Consider the following 18628-nt stretch of genomic DNA (forward strand, 5'->3'; position numbering starts at 1 on the left):
CTGCCAGGCAGCGAAGGACCTTTGGCACCGCGATCAATAGCGCCGCTTACCAGCGATGCGCCCCTTTGAGGAATCTGGACATGTCCTGGCTCGAAAAACTGCTTCCACCCAAAATTACCCCCACCAACCCCACCGAGCGCCGCAGCGTGCCCGAAGGTCTGTGGATCAAATGTCCCAGTTGCGAGGCAGTGCTGTACAAGACCGATCTGGAGAAAAACCAGAACGTCTGCCCTCATTGCAGTCATCACCACCGCATCGGTGCGCGTGCGCGTTTGAACGCCTTTCTCGATGCCGAAGGCCGCTACGAGCTTGCACAGGAGGTGCTGCCGGTCGACCCGCTCAAGTTCAAAGACAGCCGCAAGTACCCCGAGCGACTGAAGGAGGCGCTGGAAACCACTGGCGAAACCGACGCGCTGATCGTTCTGGGCGGTGCGGTGCAAGGTGTGAGCGTGGTTGTGGCCTGTTTTGAGTTCGATTTCATGGGCGGATCCATGGGGTCCGTGGTCGGCGAGCGTTTCGTGCGCGCCGTAGAAGAAGCCATTGCTCAAAAGGTGCCCTTCATTTGCTTCACTGCCACCGGTGGCGCGCGCATGCAAGAAGGCCTGCTTTCGCTCATGCAGATGGCCAAGACCAACGCCTCCCTGACCCGCCTGGCGAAGAAAGGCCTTCCCTACATCAGCGTGCTGACCGACCCGACCATGGGCGGTGTGTCCGCTGGTTTCGCCTTCCTGGGCGATGTGGTGATCGCCGAGCCCAAGGCCTTGATCGGTTTCGCCGGACCACGTGTGATTGAAAACACGGTGCGAGTGAAACTGCCAGAGGGCTTTCAACGGGCCGAATTCTTGCAGACCAAGGGGGCGGTGGACTTCATTTGCGACCGCCGCGAACTGCGCAACACCGTGGCCAATTGCCTGGCCATGCTGCAGCGCCAAAGCGCCGATGCCGTTGTAGCCGATTGAACCCGACCAATTCTGGGGCGCCAGAAGCGCTCACCCTTTCCCAACTGCCGCTGTTTCCACTGCAAACAGTCCTGTTTCCTGGTGGCTGGATGCCACTGCGCATATTTGAGGTGCGCTACCTCGACATGATCAGCCGCTGCCACAAAGCAGGTGCGCCATTTGGGGTTGTCGCCTTGAGTGAAGGAAGCGAAGTGCGGCGCATCGATCCCCATGCCCAGCCATCAGGCGACGGCTTTGCCCACGAAGCGTTCTACTCTGTCGGCACACTGGCCCACATTGAACAACTCGAACGACCCCAACCCGGGCTGATGGTGATTCATTGCCGTGGCGCCCAGCGCTTCAGCATCCAATCCAGCCAGAAACTACCCCACGGCCTGTGGACGGCTGACGTGACCCTGCATCCACCCGAAACCAAGGTCGACGTACCCGAAGACCTTCAAAGTACGCGCGATGCACTGGAAAGAGTGCTTGCCAACCTGCTCGACAGGGAACCCGAATCTCGCAACGAGTTGCCACTTCAGGCGCCCTACCACTGGAATGACAGCGGCTGGGTAGCCAACCGTTGGTTGGAACTGTTGCCGGTTCAGACCGAGCTCAAGCAACGGTTGATGTCCCTGGACAGCCCCATGCTGCGCCTGGAACTCGTGTCCGACATGTTGGACCGAATGGGCGTGGAGCGATAGGACTCGCGTCTTGCTGCGGAACCGTTCGTTGCTCCCGCAAACAATGCGATCGCGACATCAGGGCAACCAGGACAGCGCCTGCATATAACGCTCGCTGACCATCAAGCTGTCCCAGTCCATCGCCCGCCCCTGTGGCAACAAAGCCAAACGCCGCTCTTCGCTGGCAGGATTCAAGCTCCACCGGCCTTCGATCACGGCTTGGGACAAGGCATCGATGGCTGCATCGATGGGCGCACCGCCCTCCACCACCGACTGGTTGCACAGCAACACCATGTCGGCGCCCGCACTCAAAGCCGCGAGCGAGGCCTCGGTGAAACTCACCTGATTCCCATCGATGAAGCGTGCGGCTTCCATGCTCAGGTCGTCGCTGAAAATGGCGCCGGAAAAGCCAAGTTCGCGACGCAAGATATCCTGCAGCCACCGGGTTGAGAAACCCGCAGGGCGCGCGTCCACCTTGGGGTAGATCACATGCGCTGGCATCACCGCTGTGAGACTGGCCGACAGCCAACCAAAGGGCGCCGCATCTTCACACAAGATCGTTTTCAGGCTGCGCTTGTCAACTGGAATGTCCACGTGCGAATCGGCCTTGACAAAGCCGTGCCCCGGGAAGTGTTTGCCACAATTGCCCATGCCGCTTTGCTGCAAGCCCAGCATCAGCGCCTGCGCCAGCATCGACACGACACGGGGATCGCGGTGAAACGAGCGGTCGCCGATGACGGAACTGTCGCCATGATCGAGATCCAGCACCGGGGTGAAGCTCAAATCCACACCGCACGCCCGCAATTCGGCCCCCAGGACGAACCCCGTCGCGGTGGCCGAACGAGAGGCCCGCATGGCAGAAGCGCCGACCAGTTCCTTTTTCTTCTCGGGCTCGGTCCACATCGCACCCAGCGCTGCCATGGGCGGCAAGTGGGTGAAGCCGTCGGAGCGAAAACGCTGTACCCGACCGCCTTCATGGTCGACGGCAATCAGCAGATCGGGTCGCACCGCCTTGATCTGGCGGCACAAACGGGTGAGCTGTTCCCGCCCTTGCCAATTGCGACCGAAAAGAATCACACCGCCGACCAATGGATGGGCCAGGCGTTGGCGGTCTGCTGTGGTCAGGCTGACTCCAGCCACATCGATGATCAAAGGAGCGTGCATAGGGCGTTGGTCCAAACGTTAGGTCGAGTTAGTGTCCTCGTGAGATCAGGTCAAAGCGCTCGGCGGGAAAACCGCATCTGGTGGCGCTGGCTTATGAAGGTCTTATTCACGCGTTTCCACGACAACGAAACTGGCCGCGTATTCGCTTTCATCGGTCACGGTCACATGGGCAACCAGACCTTTCGCCTCGAACCAGTCCTTGAGCTCACCGTGCAACACGATCACCGGCTGACCACTGGGCAAGTTGGCGATCTCACAGCTCCGCCAGGTCATAGGCATGCGCATGCCCATGCCAATGGCTTTGGAAAACGCTTCCTTGGCGGAGAACCGCGTGGCGAGGTAACGGATACCCCTCTGTGGCCAACGTGCGCCACGCTGCTGCCACACCGCGAACTCAGCGTCGCTCAACACTTTGCGTGCAAAGCGTTCACCCTGGCGCTCAAATGTGGCCTGAATCCGGCGAATATCACAAATATCGGTACCGATGCCCTGGATCACGGCTGTCGCACCCGTTGAATGCAACGCAAATAGTCGACAACAGCGGCCGCGTAGCCCAGTTCCAGGGCGTCGGCGATCAGCGCATGGCCGATGGAAACCTCATTCACGCCAGGCACTTCGCGCAAAAATCCGGTGAGGTTGTCCCGATTCAGATCGTGACCCGCATTGACACCCAAGCCAACAGCATGGGCGGCATCGGCAGCCGCCCGGTAACGCGCCAGTTGGGCCGCTTGTTCGGAGGATCCCCACGAGGCAGCAAACGGCTCGGTATAAAGCTCAACCCGATCAGCGCCCACAGCTTTGGCTGCAGGCATCGCGCCCGCATCGGGATCCATGAACAGGCTCACGCGAGCCCCTGTCCCGCGCGCCTTTGCAACGACTGCCCCCAGTCGCGACGCATCGGCGGGGAACAGCCAGCCATGGTCACTGGTGAACTGACCTTCGCTGTCGGGCACGAAAGTGAGTTGATGCAGGGGCAAGCCAGCCTCTTTGACCGCTATTGCCAATTCCATCAGATTGTGAAACGGGTTGCCCTCGATGTTGAACTCCCGATCGGGCCAGTCTTTCAGCAGCCGTCCAAGTTCAAAAACGTCCTGCCCTCGGATGTGACGTTCGTCGGGTCTGGGATGCACGGTGATGCCTTGAGCGCCGGCTTTCAAACAGAGTTCGGCTGCCCGAATGATGGAAGGAATACCGAGATGGCGCGTATTGCGCAGCGTCGCCACCTTGTTGAGGTTGACCGACAGCGCAGTGGTTTCCGAGAGAGGCGAATGGCTCATGGAGGTGGTGGGTTGGAAGATGCCGAGGTCACAGGGTTTGAGGCAAGGCCACCGCAGAACGGCTCATGGCCTGAACGTCAATCATCAATTGGCGGGTCTTGAACACGCGCACACCGCAATGGTAGTGCAGCAACCGCCGAACCTGTGGCCTCAACGCGCTTTCGAACGGCGCGCAAGCCCTGAGTGTGGCGATCAACGGATCGGGCGCATCCAGCGCAAGTTGCAGCGTCTGCCACTGCTCGGCGCTCAGCGAGTGGCTGTCATCGCCATGCGCAAGCCTCAAGCCATTTTCAGCCTCAATCACATAGTGAGCCCCACCCTGCAGGCGAGACAAGGAACTGCCTTCTTGCATCAGGTCAGGCAACAAGCCCATGGACCTCAACAACAACAGCTCGAGGGCACGCACAATCACCGCTTGTGCGTCACTTCGTTCGGCGAGCAACTGCACCGCGAGTGCATAGCGATCAAACAGGGTGGGATGCGCATCATCGCGCGCCAGCAAACGCATCAACAACTCATTCAAATAGCTGCCCGAAATAAGCGCATCACCTGTGGGCATCACATGCCCTCCCTGCCATTGGGCCGATTTCAAGGTACGCACCTCGGCATCACCTCCCCAGCTCAACAACAAGGGCTGCAATGGCAGCAGAACCGGACGAAACTGGGAAGTGGGCCGCTTCACGCCCTTGGCCACCAAGGCTATACGCCCATGGTTGCGGGTGAAAACCTCCAAAACCAGACTGGACTCGCTCCAATCGTATCTGTGAAGAACAAAGGCCGGCTCTTCGGCGCTGCGGCGCGTGGCCATGGCTAAAGAAAGCTGGCAGGACGTGGCTGCAAGGCGCTACAAGCGCACACCGATCGAATGGCCAACGTCTCGCAGGTGCAGAGGCTGGCGCGCATCCTATTCGTAACCAAAAGAGCGCACCCGCGCATCGTTGTCGGCCCAGCCCGAACGCACCTTGACCCACAGCTCAAGGAATACCTTGCAATCCCAGATCTTTTCAAGTTCCTGGCGCGCCTCGGTACCGATGCGCTTGAGTTTCTCGCCCTTGTCGCCGATCACCATGCCCTTGTGCCCATCACGTTCGACCACGATGGTCGCCGCAATACGCTTGAGGTTGCCCTCTTGCTCAAACTTGTCAATGATCACCGTGGAGGTGTAAGGCAACTCGTCTCCAGTCAGTCGAAACAGTTTCTCCCTAACCATTTCGCTGGCCATGAACCGCTCACTGCGGTCGGTGAGCTCTTCTGGATCGTGCATCCAGGGCTGCTTCGGCAGGTATTGCTCACAAATACCGAACAAGCGTTCGACATCCCGGCCGTTCTTGGCCGACATGGGCACGAACTCGGCGAAAGCATGGCGCTCCTGCATGGATCGGAGCCAGGGCGCAAGTTCTCCGCGGCGGTGTACAAGGTCAAATTTATTGGCAAGCAGCACCACTGGAATAGTGGCTGGCAACAAATCCAATACCTTGGCGTCAGCCAAATTAAAGTGCCCCGCTTCGACGACAAACAAGATCAGGTCGACATCGGCCACAGCGCCCAAAACCGTTTTATTCAACGAGCGGTTCAACGCATTGGAATGACGCGTTTGAAAGCCAGGCGTGTCCACAAAAACGTATTGACTTGGTCCGACCGTGCGGTAGCCGGTGATCCTGTGGCGTGTGGTCTGGGCTTTGCGGGACGTGATGCTGATTTTCTGTCCCACAAGGGCATTGAGCAAAGTTGACTTACCCACATTGGGTTTACCCACGATCGCGACGAACCCGCAACGCTGCTGCTCAGGGGGCACGGGTTCCACACTGGAAACCGCGACCACCTCTTCGTTTGGCACCTCTTTGCCCAGGGCTCTGGCCAGCATGGCGTCGAGTTTGACATCGGGGGCCGCATCGGAAGCTGGCAATTTATCTTTGGGTTCAGTCATGAAGTCGAAATAGGTTACTGAAAAGGCGGGAGACGTTCCCGCTGAAGAATGGCGCGACCCCGTTCAACCCTGGGTTGAAAGGTGCTGCAACATGGCTGCTGCGGCGGCTTGCTCACCGGCACGCCGCGAAGCACCTATGCCACGTTCTCGGTGGCCGGACTCTGTCAACGCGCACTCCACGTCAAATGTTTGCTTGTGAGCCTCACCCAAGGTTGCCACGACTCGGTAGACGGGCAACTTCATTTTGCGCCCCTGCAACAACTCTTGCAATTCGGTCTTGGCGTCTTTTTCCATGGCGCTCATCTGCGCATTGAGCTCCATGCCACCGTACAAGCGGCGCACCAAAGCAGCCGCCACATCAAACCCCGCATCGAGGTACACGGCGCCGATCAACGCCTCGAGCGCATCAGCCAGAATCGACGGTCGCTTTTGTCCACCAGAACGCTTTTCGCCATCGCCCAAACGCAAACAGACCGCCACGCCGAGGTTTTGTGCAATTTGGAACAAGGTATCTTGTTTGACCAAGTTGGCGCGCACACGGGACAAATCGCCCTCGGGTAGCTCGTTCAGCTTTTCAAACAACAAGCTCGAGACCGCCAAGTTCAATACCGAGTCACCCAAGAACTCCAGACGTTCATTGTGATCGGCGCTGAAGCTGCGATGGGTGACCGCGCGTTCCAGCAAACGCGGATTTGAAAACACATGACCCAAACGCTGTTGCAGCGCCAGCAACTCCGCCCTCACGTGCAGGCAACCGCGCACATCATTTGGACTCACCTGAGTAACGCATGACAAGATAGGCCGGCCCAAACAGGTGGATGTCCTTTTCGTAGGCGAAAGACACCACCACACGCCCGGCCACCTTGCCAATGTCAAGGTCTTTGGATGAAATCGCTGTGATGGTGTCAATGGTGGCGGCTTTGTCGAAAATATTGCGCACCTCCGCAACGGTGGTCCCGGTCGCCGCTTTGTCCACCGCCTTTTTGACCGTCAGAAACTCGAGGTATGTTGGGGCCGCCTGGATCACAACCATGCCGGCAAATACGATCAAGATGGCTGTAAGCACCAGGCCGACAAAGGTCATTCCACGTTGTTGTTTTCTCAACTGCATAACTTGCTTCCTCTCGATTTGGATCAACTCACTCGAACGAGCCGATACGGCCCAGATCACCGAAATTCATCCAGACAAAAAACGCTTTGCCTACGATGTTGGCTTCCGGAACAAATCCCCAGTAGCGGGAATCCAGGGAATCGTCCCGATTGTCACCCATCATGAAGTAGTGGCCTTCAGGCACCTTGCACACCACACCCTCGACGGTATAACTGCAGTTTTGCTTGTATTCAAACGCCGATGGGTTCTGAATGAAGGCCGGACGGTCATCATCATTCAAGGTGTTGTAGTGGTGCTCGTTTTGGACCTCTGCAAACTGTTTCACATACGTCATGCCCTGCTTCTCGAAGAAGTCGGGCATCGCCTTCTTTGGCACCGGCTTGCCATTGACTGTCAATTGTTTGTTGAGGTAAGCGACTTCGTCACCTGGCACGCCCACTACCCGCTTGATGTAGTCCAGGCTCGGCTGGGGCGGAAACCTGAAAACCATGACGTCACCACGCTGGGGGTCGTTGTTGGCCACAAGCTTGTTGTTAAAGACTGGCATGCGTAGGCCGTAGTGAAACTTGTTCACCAATATCAGGTCGCCTACGCGAAGCGTTGGAATCATGGAGCCTGATGGAATCTTGAAGGGCTCAAACATGAAAGAGCGCAAAACAAACACCACAAGAATCACCGGGAAAAGCCCTGCCGTCCAGTCCAGCCACCAAGGCTGTCGCAGCAGCTTCTCTTGAGCCGGCACAAGCGCCGAAGCATCCGCTTGGAAGCCCTGCTGACGCAACGCCAATTCGCGGTCCTGACCTGCTGCGGCCAGTCGCTCGGCATCTCGCCGGCGCTGCGGCAGGAACACCAGCTTTTCGGCGAGCCAATACAGGCCAGTGATCACCGTGGCCACCATCAGCATCAAGGCGAAGTTGCCCTCCACGCGCCCAGTGACAAATGCGGCCACATAGGTGGCGAAAGCACCCAGAACCAACGCAGTAAACGTACTCATTGCTGCTTGCATCAATCTTCTACCTGCAAGATAGCCAAGAACGCCTCTTGGGGCACTTCAACCGAACCGATTTGCTTCATGCGCTTCTTACCTGCTTTTTGTTTCTCAAGGAGTTTTCGCTTGCGGCTGATATCGCCACCGTAGCATTTTGCCAGCACGTTTTTGCGCAAGGCCTTGATCGATTCCCGAGCAATCACATTGCCGCCAATCGCAGCCTGAATGGCCACATCAAACATCTGGCGGCTGATGATCTCGCGCATTTTGGCCACGACGGCGCGCCCGCGGTACTGCGCCTGGGTGCGGTGCACAATGATGGACAAAGCGTCCACCTTCTCACCGTTGAGCAAAATATCAACCTTGACAACGTCGGATGTTCTGAACTCCTTGAACTCGTAGTCCATCGAGGCATAGCCGCGACTGACCGACTTCAGTTTGTCAAAGAAATCGAGCACGATCTCGCCCAATGGCATGTCGTAGGTCAGCATGACCTGCTTGCCGTGGTATGCCATGTTGAGCTGCATGCCCCGCTTCTGGTTGGCCAGCGTCATCACCGCACCCACGTAGGCTTGAGGCATATACAAGTGCACGGTGACGATGGGCTCACGAATCTCTTCCATACGGCCTTGATCAGGCATCTTGGAAGGGTTCTCAACTTTCAACACCTCGCCGCTCGGTGTCACCACCTCGTACACCACGCTGGGCGCGGTGGTGATCAGGTCCTGGTCGTATTCACGCTCCAGGCGCTCCTGCACGATTTCCATGTGCAGCAGACCCAGAAAGCCACAACGGAATCCAAAACCCAGAGCCTGCGAAACCTCAGGTTCGTACTGCAACGCCGCATCGTTGAGCTTGAGCTTTTCCAGCGCGTCGCGCAAGGCATCGTACTGATTGGCCTCTGTCGGATACAGACCGGCGAACACCTGAGGCTGAACTTCCTTGAAGCCTGGTAACGCCTGGCTGGCAGGGCCCAAATTGTTGGGCAGCTTTTTCTCCAGCGTGATGGTGTCGCCCACCTTGGCCGCTTGCAACTCCTTGATGCCGGCGATGATATAGCCCACTTCTCCGGCTTCGAGCGACGGCCGCGGCTCAGTACCTGGCGTGAACACACCCAGGTTGTCCGCGTTGTAAACCGTGTTGGTGGCCATCATCTTGAAGCGCTCGCCCTTCAAGAGGCGGCCATCCACCACGCGTACCAGCATCACCACACCCACATAGGCGTCGTACCAGCTGTCCACGATCATCGCTCGCAAAGGTGCATCTGGATTGCCTTTGGGCGGGGGAATGCGCGCAACCACAGCTTCAAGAATGTCAATCACGCCCATGCCAGACTTGGCCGAGCACGGAATGGCATCGGTGGCGTCAATCCCGATCACGTCTTCAATCTCGAGCTTGGCGTTTTCCGGATCGGCGTTGGGCAGATCCATCTTGTTCAAGACAGGCAACACTTCGACACCCAGTTCGAGCGCCGTGTAGCAATTGGCCACCGTTTGTGCCTCAACACCCTGACTGGCATCCACCACCAACAAAGCGCCTTCACAGGCCGACAACGAGCGACTGACCTCATATGAAAAATCAACGTGGCCCGGTGTATCGATGAGGTTGAGGTTGTAGACCTGCCCGTCCAGAGCCTTGTACGTCAAGGCGGCGGTTTGGGCCTTGATCGTGATGCCGCGTTCTTTCTCAATATCCATTGAATCAAGAACCTGCTCGCTCATCTCACGGTCGGCCAAGCCACCACACAGAGAAATGATGCGGTCGGCCAGTGTGGACTTGCCATGGTCGATGTGCGCGATGATCGAAAAATTGCGGATGTGGTTCATCAAGAAAGACAGCTCAACCAAAGTCAAAAACACATGCCCACCGAATCGGGGAGGCAAACATAAAAAAGGGCGCGTCAGTTGATGACGCGCCCGGAACCAACAATCAATGGCAACTGCGATAGTTGGGATTTCATTGTAGGCAAAAAGCCCAAAATGCACACCCGATCAACGCCTGCACATGCTTGTTGCAGCGCAGCAACAGCACAGTTATTCACAATTCGTACACAGTCGGGATCTGGCGATCCCATCAACCTGTGGACCACCCATGCGTGCCGGGGGTTCGATTCCATATCGTGAAGTTTTGGCCAGCAACTCCGGATCAATCGATGGCCAAACCCTTCGATTTTATCGAATTTGGTCATCGAAAACCCCAACCTTGTTAGTTAACACTCACATTTATATTGGAAAGTGCCGTCTGGCGTCGCCAAACGGACCTGTCTCATCTTCGCCACCGCACACAAAACAGATCAAAACCCCCGATTTGTTGGGGGTATTTTCCCACCAATGCGGGAGGACTCAAACCACCACACCTCAACGGGCAAACCGTATGAGCGTGTACTGTGACCAATCGCCACGGCGAAACAACACGTTGACTGGCTTGGTCGAATCCAGCTTGGCCAGCGCGCTCTCGACCGCCGACAAAGTTCCAGTCTCTTCGTTGTTGATCGCCGCGATCACATCGCCCTCACGCAAGCCAGCGCGTGCAGCCGGGCCGTCAACTTGTTCAACACGCACACCACCTTTCGGCATATTCAGCTGTTTCTTTTGGGCGACACTCAGTTCTGAGAGCACCAAGCCCAGGCGCTGAAGCGCACTTGAGGCTTTGGGTTTCGACGAATCTGGTGTCGGAGCCTTTTGTGCAACCACATCAGGTTCCAGTTCACCCACCGTTATGCTGATCTCGCGTTGCGCACCGCGGCGGAAAACAGTCATCCGGCTCTTGTTACCTGGACGGGTGTTACCAACAAGCCGGGGAAGGTCAACGGAGTTGTCAACGTCCTTATCATCAAACTTCAGAATGATGTCCCCTGGCTCCACGCCAGCCTTGGATGCGGGAGACCCATCCTCTACACCTCGAACCAAAGCACCCCGGGGTCGCCCCAAACCAATGGATTCAGCAACCTCCTTGCTGACTTGATCAATCTGCACCCCGATGCGACCGCGCGTCACGCGCCCGGACGCGCGAAGCTGATCTGAAACCCGCACAGCCTCATCAATCGGAATTGCAAACGAGATCCCCTGGAACCCCCCGAGCGGGAATAAATCTGGCTGTTGATACCGACCACTTCACCGCGCATATTGATCAATGGACCGCCCGAGTTACCCGGATTGATGGCCACATCGGTTTGAATGAAGGGCAGGAAGTCTCCAGTGTCGCGTTTCTTGGCGCTCACGATGCCTGCGGTTACCGTGTTGTCCAACCCAAACGGAGAGCCAATCGCCATGACCCACTCACCCACCCGCAACCGGTTCACATCGCCAATCCTGACTGCACTCAAGCCCGCAGCTTCAATCTTGACAACAGCCACATCCGTGCGCTTGTCGCTGCCCACGACCTTGGCCTTGAACTCCCGCTTGTCGGACAACGTCACAATCAGTTCGTCAGCACCTTCCACCACGTGGGCGTTGGTCATGATCAGGCCATCGGAGCTCAAAATGAACCCTGAACCTACCCCGCGTGGCTGAGCCTCTTCGGGCACCCGCGGGTCTTGCTGAGGGCCTTTAGGGGTGAACCCCGGTGGCATGGGAATACCAAAACGCCGGAAGAATTCGCGCATTTGCTCATCCATTCCGGATGCACTGCCCTCCCCGTTGTTGCTGACACGCTCCAGCGTTCGAATGTTGACAACAGACGGGGCCGCCAACTCCACCAGGTCCGTGAAATCGGGCAATCCCCTCACGCTGGGTGCCACGGCTGGTGGCCCTGATTGAGCAGCCGCCGGGGCTGGCACAGCCAAGGCACCAAACATCGCAAAAACGACGGGTACGCACAAGGTTTCGAGAACGCGAATAGAAGTCGAAGAGATCAGCTTCATGGTTTTGCTTTCAGATGGGACAAGAATCAGTGAACGAGCAAAGGGGCTCGCCACTCGGTGTGGCCGACCAAGGGTGAAGTCAAGGCAGCCGCTCGATGGCCTGTGCAAATTGACCCAAGGCAAGTGGCGGTACCTCACCCAATGCGGTGATTCGAAACGGCCCCACATACCGGGTCATAGAATGCGTCGCTCCGACCACACCCAATCCCGCATCGGCCTGTCCTGAGGTACCGTCCTGCGGCTCTACAAATAGAGAAACCGTCGCCAGCCCGTCGGAATACACGCACTGCATCGCATGTGGGCCCTGGGGCGCCACTGGGCCAGGCTCGCGCGTGTGACATTTCACCAACAAGAACCCCGGGGCCACATCCTTCATTCGCCACCCTTCCGCCTCAAGCGTCGTCTTGTTCAAGACAGCATGATGTACTTCGTAGCCGCGTGTGTCTTTCATCAGTCGGGCCAGCTTCTTCATGCGAACTGGGGCATTCATCTGAAGCTCGGTGAACGCCAGTTGCTCCAGGACCTGACCGCGGGCGTCCACCGTTTGCAACTTCATGACCAGCCCGCTGTGCTTCTCGGACCAAACACGGTACCCAAACCTCAAACTGTCCTTGGGAACAATTTCGACCACATCCGACAAGTAGCCTGCGACACGCTCAACCCCACGTTCGCGCACACCATAAAACTCAGGAATCTGATTGGCGGGCGTGCGCAGCAACTCAGGAAACAGGCCCAGAGAATCGCGTTTTTCCACCCAGGCGGTCTTGTCCTCTGGCACAAAGGTGATCACATCGCTGTTGTGTCGAATGGTGGTTCGCGGGGCGCCCGTCAGAGTCTCGATTCGTTCCATTTGCTGCGTGCCATCACACACATGCCAAACCCGCGAGGCAGACATCGCTGATCCAGTTGAAACCACCAAAGTACCGGTATACGCCCGCTGGCGAGATGCCTCATGCATGCGGGTTAGCCATTGATTGACCGAGCGCCCTGATTCCGAGCCTGGTCCCGTTTGAGCCAATGCAGGCACCCCGGCCAACGAAAACAAAGATACCGCAGCCACAATGACCCTCTGCCTCACCAGCGCTGAAAAATGGCTTGGTGACAAAGCGAACGAAGGCATCTCAAATGACGAACGGGCGAACGGGAACACAAACAGCATCATGTCACTTCAACGCTGGGGCGCTGCTTCGTAGGTTGCGTTACGCAAAAACCCTGCAGGCATCTGCAAAGCTGAGGCCCCGCCATATTGCCGGTGCTCAGCCAGCAATTGCTCTAGACGGGCATCGCGGATCAAGGTCCCTTGCTCGGTCTTGACGGCCACTGGCTCGCTCAGCGCCACCGGGCTCCGGGAATCCTGCTCAGCCGTGGCCAGTTGAACCCCAGCCGCCGGTCCTCCATCCAAAGCGCCAGGAGAGGTTCGCAAAACACTCCAACTCACCGCCATCACGGCAGCAACCGACGCAGCTCCAGCCAACCACTTCCAGCGCACGACGGCATCGTTGGCCGGCGCAGCGCGTACATGGGCCACCGCAGAAACGGTCTCCAGCCTCAAAGGAGCGCCGCCCACCTCAGGCAAGCCGGCCATCACGCCAGCCAGAAAAACCTCAGGCGAACGGGAGGTCGCATGCGGCAATGAGCCATGCAGCACCTCACCCGTCACCTGGTAGCTGTACCAGCGACGGTGCAAGCTCTCGGAGTTTTGATCAAGCCCGAGAAACTCATCGAGCTCGGCCATGGTGGCCTCGCCATCCGCGAGCGCAGACAGCCATGCGGCGTCCCCGCTCTCTGGATCAACTTGCTTGTTTAGCTGCGCGGCGTTCATGGCTGCATCCCATACGTTTGAATCGAAAGAAAGCCCTTCGAAACTCTGATTCATTCCAGTTCACCAGCGCTTGCCGGTTTGCCTGTCCAACATCGGTTTGATTCGCAAAGAGATCGCTTCTCGAGCACGAAAAATCCGCGAGCGGACCGTACCAATCGGGCATTCAAGCGCTTGCGCGATCTCTTCATAGCTCAAACCATCCATCTCACGCAAGGTGATAGCCATGCGCAATTCCTCTGGCAATGCTTCCAACGCCGAGTTCACCGCCTGTGCAATTTCCTTGCTGGCCAAAACGGCCTCAGGTGTCTCGCTGTCGGAAGCACTGACGTTTTGTTCGTATTCAGGCGCAGAAGTTTCATCATCGTCACCCGACTTCATCTGAGACTGGTAGATCAGCGGATCGCGCTTGAGTTCAAGCAACTGTTTTTTGGCTGTGTTGACCGCGATTCGGTACAGCCATGTATAGAACTGTGCGTCACCCCGAAACTGTGCAAGGGCCTTGTATGCGCGTATGAAGGTCTCCTGTGCGATATCAGGCACCAGGTCTACATCGCGGACCATTCGCCCGATCAATCGCTCAACCCGGCGCTGGTATTTGATGACCAGCAATTCAAACGCCCGCTTTTCACCCGCCAGCGTGCGCTGCACCAACATGATGTCGCTATCGGGGGCTTGGGGGGAGGTATGGTCTTCTGAAGGGGTCATGCGGGGTGAGGAGCAGGCCGCAGAAATATACCCCATGCCAAGCATTGCGCCCGGCACATGACTCTGAACACCCTCAATGGCGGACAGCGTGGGCGGTCAACGCTCGGCGAAAATCGTCCCAACGCAGCGGATTGGTCTCTCTTTCGAACCACAACCAGTGCCCCACCTCTGGCACCCCATGTACCCGCAACAGCAAGCGCCTTTGGCCGTCCAGAACCGGAACAACCCGCACCGACACCGGGGTGCGAAATGGATCACTCCATCGCCACAACCAGGCACCTGGCTGGTCGTCGAAATTGGCAGGCGGCGCCTGCGCACTCCAATGAAGTGATCCCGAGCGCTCCCTAGACAGGCTCCGCCAGGTCGCGACAGCCCAGGCCGCCCACACGACGAGGCCGAAAGCCCACAAGCCGTGAAACGTATTCCAGGGAGATGCAAGCCAAGAGGTCCACCACCCGAGCCAAATCAACGCTGCGGCGGTGGCACCAAGCAACACCAGTGCAGAGCGGTAAAACGCAGAATGCCCCAACGGGTAGACCACCGAAGGGGCATTTTGCACGGGGTCAGTCCCTGAAAAAGTCTGCTATCCGGCGAACTCAGACCCGCTTGAACACAAGTGTTCCGTTGGTTCCGCCAAAACCGAAATTGTTCTTCATTGCGATATCGATCTTCATGTCGCGTGCAGTGTTGGCACAGTAGTCCAGATCGCACTCCGGATCCTGGTTAAAGATATTGATCGTGGGTGGGCTCTTTTGGTCTTTCATTGCCAAAATGGTGAACACACTTTCAATACCGCCCGCACCACCCAAAAGGTGACCCGTCATGGACTTTGTCGAGTTCACAACGGTCTTTTTTGCGTGGTCGCCCAAAGCCAGTTTGATCGCATTGGTTTCATTGAGATCCCCCAGCGGGGTCGATGTGCCATGTGCATTGAGGTAATGCACCTCATCTGCATTGATCCCTGCGTTTTTCAACGCCATTTGCATGGAACGTTTGGGCCCATCCACACTGGGAGAAGTCATGTGGTACGCGTCGGCAGTCATGCCAAAACCAATCACCTCGGCATAGATTTTGGCGCCTCGCGCTTTGGCGTGCTCATACTCTTCAAGCACAACCACACCCGCCCCCTCGCCCAACACGAAGCCGTCGCGGTCTTTGTCCCAGGGGCGCGAGGCCGTCTTGGGATCATCATTTCGGGTCGATACGGCACGAGCGGCAGCAAACCCACCCACACCAAGCGGAGAGACTGTGGCCTCAGAGCCACCGGCCACCATCACGTCGGCATCACCATACTCGATCATGCGCGCCGACATACCAATGGCATGCAAGCCCGTCGTACAGGCGGTGACGATCGACAAATTGGGCCCTTTGAACCCGAATCGGATCGAAACATGACCGGAAATCATGTTGATGATCGATGCAGGAACGAAGAACGGCGAAACGCGACGTGGGCCACGATTGGTCAACTCGGCATGGGTGGCCTCGATCATCGGCAAGCCGCCAATTCCCGAACCAATATTGCAGCCAATGCGCGTGGCCAACTCTTCGTCGAGTGCGTCACCCGTGGGCAACCCGGAATCTGCCACAGCCTGGGCTGCGGCGGCGATGCCATAGTGAATGAAGGTATCCATCGAACGCGCTTCTTTCGAAGACATGTACGACTCCACCTCAAACCCTTTAACTTCACCCGCGATCTGGCAACTGAAGTTCGACGCATCGAACCTGGTGATGCGGTCAATGCCGGACTGACCGGCCAAAATGTTGGTCCAGGACTCGGCCACCGTGTTGCCCACGGGGCTGATACATCCCAGACCGGTCACGACGACGCGACGACGGCTCATTGAATATCCTCTTGCGCCAGCGGCTCAATGCGAGCCATACGAAGCCAGGTTTTTGGGCATGGCAAGCGATGGTGGCGCGTGGTTAAGCCGCATTCCGCCGAGCTGACTTAAGTCACCCGGCAAGAGAAAGCAGCAGATCATGAAAGGTCAGGCCTTTTTGTGCGTCGTGGCGTAGTCGATGGCGTTTTGCACCGTCGTGATCTTCTCGGCGTCTTCGTCGGGAATTTCAATGCCAAACTCATCTTCCAAGGCCATTACCAACTCCACCGTGTCCAGGGAATCAGCGCCCAGATCGGCCACAAATGCCTTTTCGTGGGTGACTTGGCCCTCTTCCACGCCGAGTTGTTCGGCAATGATTTTCTTAACACGTGCTTCGATATCGCTCATAAGTCCCTCTGAGGGTGGTTGGATGACAGGCCGTCATTTTAGCTGTCCTGAGAAACTGTTCTCAGTAAGCCCGCCGGACGGCTTTTTCGGCGAGGAAAATATGCAGGGCTTAGCCCTTACGTCATGTACATGCCGCCGTTGACATGCAGCTCCTGACCCGTGACATAGGCCGCTTGTGGACTGCTCAAATATGCCACGGCATGGGCAATATCTGCCGGCTTGCCCAAGTGACCCAGGGGAATCTGTGACAACAAGGCTTGCTGCTGCGCCTCTGGCAATGCAGAGGTCATGTCGGTTTCGATAAAACCAGGCGCCACACAATTGACCGTGATCTGGCGGCTGCCCAGCTCCCGCGCCAAGGCGCGCGTCATACCTGCAACACCTGCTTTTGCCGCGGCGTAATTGGCCTGACCCGCATTGCCCGATGCGCCCACCACACTGGTGATGCTGATGATGCGACCGTAGCGTTGCTTCATCATGGGCCGAATAACCGCCCGACTCATGCGGAAGACCGCTTTGAGGTTGGTGTCCAGCACAGCATCCCAGTCATCGTCTTTGAGGCGCATGGCCAACATATCGCGCGTGATGCCGGCGTTGTTGACCAACACTTGCAAGCCTCCGTGGGTTTTGCAAACTTCGTCAATCAGCGCCTCGCACGCTGCGCCATCATTCACGTCAAGCCTTGCTCCCTGACAGCCAGCAGCTGCACCGGGCAATGCGGCGAGCATTGTCGATATTCTGGCCGCCCCTTCATCCGTTGTGGCCGTGCCAACAACAATCAAACCACGCCCCACCAACTCGGTTGCAATGGCTGCACCAATTCCGCGGGAGGCTCCGGTGACCAGGGCCACCTGCCCGGCAAATTTCACTTCTGACACTGTTTTTGCTCCTCTAAGCTATTCTTTTCAGGTCAAGCCAGCAATGCTCTCACTTCACCCATTGAAGCGGGATCGTACAGGGTTGCTCCCGTCAGATCAGCATCGATACGTTTGATCATGCCCGTGAGCACCTTGCCCGGGCCACACTCGACCACTGTGGTCAGGCCCCGGGCCTTGATTGCGGCCACGCACTCCACCCAACGAACAGGCCCAAAGGCCTGGCGTACCAAGGCATCTCGAATGGCTTCGGCATCGGTTTGCACCGCTACATCGATGTTGTTGATTACGGGAATGCGAGGCGGGGCCAAGACCGTGTCAGCCAACCTTGCCCTGAGTTTGTCGGCGGCAGGTTTCATCAAACTGGAATGAAAGGGCGCGGAAACCGGTAACGGAAGCGCGCGCTTCGCGCCAGCTGCCTTGAGCATCTCGCACGCTTTCTCGACCGCCGCCTTGCTTCCGGCGATCACGGTTTGAGCGGGGTCGTTGAAATTCACCGCCTCCACTACCTCAAGACTGTCCGCGCCAAACGTGGCCTGCGCTTCGGCACAACCAGCGATCACCTGCGCAGCGCCCATACCCAGAATCGCCGCCATGGCACCGGTGCCAACCGGCACCGCCTCTTGCATCGCAGCCGCACGGAAACGCACCAAAGGTGCCGCCTGAGCCAAGGTCAATACCCCTGACGCAACCAGAGCGGAATACTCGCCCAGCGAGTGCCCAGCCACTGCAGCTGGCTCCGCCCCACCTTCAGCCAGCCAGACGCGCCAAGCTGCGACCCCGGCCACCAACATGACGGGCTGGGTGTTCGTTGTGAGTGCCAGGGTCTCTTTGGGGCCATGCTGAATCAGGGTTGCCAAGTCTTCGCTCAAGGCATCTGACGCCTCTTTCAACGTCTCGACCACGGCTGGGTGACCACTCCAGCCGTCCAGCATGCCTACCGACTGAGAGCCCTGACCAGGGAATACAAATGCAAAATTCTTGTTCATTGAGGGCACAAAGTTGAAGGAAAAGCGAATGGCGTTCCAGCCCGTCCGCCAGTCTCAAA

18 protein-coding genes and 1 pseudogene are annotated in these 18628 nt (G+C 57.7%); 2 read left to right on the plus strand and 17 right to left on the minus strand.

Going from position 1 to position 18628, the window contains the following annotated elements:
• Window positions 1-80: 80 nt before the first annotated feature.
• Both accD and LPB072_RS16725 read left to right on the plus strand, forming a co-directional pair.
• On the plus strand, window positions 81-959 hold the full coding sequence (gene accD, locus LPB072_RS16720) for an acetyl-CoA carboxylase, carboxyltransferase subunit beta (RefSeq protein ID WP_066086169.1): 879 nt from the start codon (window positions 81-83) through the stop codon (window positions 957-959).
• Window positions 956-1642 (plus strand): LON peptidase substrate-binding domain-containing protein, encoded by a 687-nt coding sequence (locus LPB072_RS16725; RefSeq protein ID WP_066086167.1) that lies wholly within the window; start codon window positions 956-958, stop codon window positions 1640-1642. The genes accD and LPB072_RS16725 overlap by 4 nt, the downstream gene beginning before the upstream one ends.
• Window positions 1643-1699: 57 nt before the next feature.
• On the opposite strand, the gene nagZ is transcribed toward LPB072_RS16725, so the two are convergent.
• From nagZ to fabD, 17 genes and pseudogenes are all read right to left on the minus strand, one after another.
• Complete coding sequence (gene nagZ / locus LPB072_RS16730; protein ID WP_066086164.1) at window positions 1700-2785, minus strand: beta-N-acetylhexosaminidase; 1086 nt, start codon at window positions 2783-2785, stop codon at window positions 1700-1702.
• 102 nt (window positions 2786-2887) lie between these two features.
• Window positions 2888-3283 carry a holo-ACP synthase gene (gene acpS, locus LPB072_RS16735; RefSeq protein WP_066086162.1) on the minus strand — a complete coding sequence of 132 codons (396 nt, stop codon included), beginning with the start codon at window positions 3281-3283 and terminating at the stop codon, window positions 2888-2890.
• On the minus strand, window positions 3280-4062 hold the full coding sequence (locus LPB072_RS16740; RefSeq protein ID WP_066086159.1) for a pyridoxine 5'-phosphate synthase: 783 nt from the start codon (window positions 4060-4062) through the stop codon (window positions 3280-3282). The genes acpS and LPB072_RS16740 overlap by 4 nt, the downstream gene beginning before the upstream one ends.
• Window positions 4063-4090: 28 nt before the next feature.
• The gene (gene recO, locus LPB072_RS16745; RefSeq protein ID WP_066086156.1) at window positions 4091-4870 is read right to left on the minus strand and encodes a DNA repair protein RecO; all 780 of its coding nucleotides are present in this window, start codon (window positions 4868-4870) and stop codon (window positions 4091-4093) included.
• Window positions 4871-4966: 96 nt separating this feature from the next.
• Window positions 4967-5989: a GTPase Era gene (gene era, locus LPB072_RS16750; RefSeq protein WP_066086153.1), complete on the minus strand. Its 1023-nt coding sequence runs from the start codon at window positions 5987-5989 to the stop codon at window positions 4967-4969.
• A gap of 63 nt (window positions 5990-6052) precedes the next feature.
• Window positions 6053-6733: a ribonuclease III gene (gene rnc / locus LPB072_RS16755; RefSeq protein ID WP_066086433.1), complete on the minus strand. Its 681-nt coding sequence runs from the start codon at window positions 6731-6733 to the stop codon at window positions 6053-6055.
• Window positions 6734-6752: 19 nt separating this feature from the next.
• Window positions 6753-7160: a DUF4845 domain-containing protein gene (locus LPB072_RS16760; RefSeq protein WP_231943279.1), complete on the minus strand. Its 408-nt coding sequence runs from the start codon at window positions 7158-7160 to the stop codon at window positions 6753-6755.
• Window positions 7129-8094 carry a signal peptidase I gene (gene lepB / locus LPB072_RS16765; protein WP_231943280.1) on the minus strand — a complete coding sequence of 322 codons (966 nt, stop codon included), beginning with the start codon at window positions 8092-8094 and terminating at the stop codon, window positions 7129-7131. The genes LPB072_RS16760 and lepB overlap by 32 nt, the downstream gene beginning before the upstream one ends.
• Before the next feature lie 11 nt (window positions 8095-8105).
• Complete coding sequence (gene lepA / locus LPB072_RS16770) at window positions 8106-9914, minus strand: translation elongation factor 4 (protein ID WP_066086430.1); 1809 nt, start codon at window positions 9912-9914, stop codon at window positions 8106-8108.
• Between the two features lie 531 nt (window positions 9915-10445).
• A pseudogene (locus LPB072_RS16775) lies at window positions 10446-11884 on the minus strand (Do family serine endopeptidase).
• 145 nt (window positions 11885-12029) lie between these two features.
• Complete coding sequence (locus tag LPB072_RS16780; protein ID WP_407927813.1) at window positions 12030-13028, minus strand: MucB/RseB C-terminal domain-containing protein; 999 nt, start codon at window positions 13026-13028, stop codon at window positions 12030-12032.
• A 90-nt stretch (window positions 13029-13118) separates the two neighbouring features.
• Window positions 13119-13772 (minus strand): sigma-E factor negative regulatory protein, encoded by a 654-nt coding sequence (locus LPB072_RS16785; RefSeq protein ID WP_157559343.1) that lies wholly within the window; start codon window positions 13770-13772, stop codon window positions 13119-13121.
• A gap of 60 nt (window positions 13773-13832) precedes the next feature.
• Complete coding sequence (gene rpoE, locus LPB072_RS16790) at window positions 13833-14477, minus strand: RNA polymerase sigma factor RpoE (RefSeq protein WP_066086142.1); 645 nt, start codon at window positions 14475-14477, stop codon at window positions 13833-13835.
• 596 nt (window positions 14478-15073) lie between these two features.
• Complete coding sequence (fabF, locus tag LPB072_RS16800; RefSeq protein ID WP_066086136.1) at window positions 15074-16318, minus strand: beta-ketoacyl-ACP synthase II; 1245 nt, start codon at window positions 16316-16318, stop codon at window positions 15074-15076.
• A gap of 147 nt (window positions 16319-16465) precedes the next feature.
• Window positions 16466-16705 carry an acyl carrier protein gene (gene acpP / locus LPB072_RS16805; RefSeq protein ID WP_066086134.1) on the minus strand — a complete coding sequence of 80 codons (240 nt, stop codon included), beginning with the start codon at window positions 16703-16705 and terminating at the stop codon, window positions 16466-16468.
• 116 nt (window positions 16706-16821) lie between these two features.
• Window positions 16822-17583 (minus strand): 3-oxoacyl-ACP reductase FabG, encoded by a 762-nt coding sequence (fabG, locus tag LPB072_RS16810; protein WP_066086131.1) that lies wholly within the window; start codon window positions 17581-17583, stop codon window positions 16822-16824.
• 32 nt (window positions 17584-17615) lie between these two features.
• Window positions 17616-18569, minus strand: a complete 954-nt coding sequence (fabD, locus tag LPB072_RS16815) for an ACP S-malonyltransferase (RefSeq protein ID WP_066086128.1) — start codon at window positions 18567-18569, stop codon at window positions 17616-17618.
• Window positions 18570-18628 lie beyond the last annotated feature (59 nt).

The organism is Hydrogenophaga crassostreae, from assembly GCF_001761385.1.
In the GTDB taxonomy this organism is placed as follows: Bacteria; Pseudomonadota; Gammaproteobacteria; order Burkholderiales; family Burkholderiaceae_C; genus Hydrogenophaga; species Hydrogenophaga crassostreae.

What these genes read in the sequence shown, in the direction of transcription:
- accD (WP_066086169.1), top strand. Translation starts at nt 81, where the DNA reads ATGTCCTGGCTCGAAAAACTGCTTCCACCCAAAATTACCCCCACCAAC.
- nagZ (WP_066086164.1), bottom strand. Translation starts at nt 2,785, where the DNA reads ATGCACGCTCCTTTGATCATCGATGTGGCTGGAGTCAGCCTGACCACA.
- LPB072_RS16740 (WP_066086159.1), bottom strand. Translation starts at nt 4,062, where the DNA reads ATGAGCCATTCGCCTCTCTCGGAAACCACTGCGCTGTCGGTCAACCTC.
- recO (WP_066086156.1), bottom strand. Translation starts at nt 4,870, where the DNA reads ATGGCCACGCGCCGCAGCGCCGAAGAGCCGGCCTTTGTTCTTCACAGA.
- era (WP_066086153.1), bottom strand. Translation starts at nt 5,989, where the DNA reads ATGACTGAACCCAAAGATAAATTGCCAGCTTCCGATGCGGCCCCCGAT.
- lepB (WP_231943280.1), bottom strand. Translation starts at nt 8,094, where the DNA reads ATGAGTACGTTTACTGCGTTGGTTCTGGGTGCTTTCGCCACCTATGTG.
- lepA (WP_066086430.1), bottom strand. Translation starts at nt 9,914, where the DNA reads ATGAACCACATCCGCAATTTTTCGATCATCGCGCACATCGACCATGGC.
- LPB072_RS16785 (WP_157559343.1), bottom strand. Translation starts at nt 13,772, where the DNA reads ATGAACGCCGCGCAGCTAAACAAGCAAGTTGATCCAGAGAGCGGGGAC.
- rpoE (WP_066086142.1), bottom strand. Translation starts at nt 14,477, where the DNA reads ATGACCCCTTCAGAAGACCATACCTCCCCCCAAGCCCCCGATAGCGAC.
- fabF (WP_066086136.1), bottom strand. Translation starts at nt 16,318, where the DNA reads ATGAGCCGTCGTCGCGTCGTCGTGACCGGTCTGGGATGTATCAGCCCC.
- acpP (WP_066086134.1), bottom strand. Translation starts at nt 16,705, where the DNA reads ATGAGCGATATCGAAGCACGTGTTAAGAAAATCATTGCCGAACAACTC.
- fabD (WP_066086128.1), bottom strand. Translation starts at nt 18,569, where the DNA reads ATGAACAAGAATTTTGCATTTGTATTCCCTGGTCAGGGCTCTCAGTCG.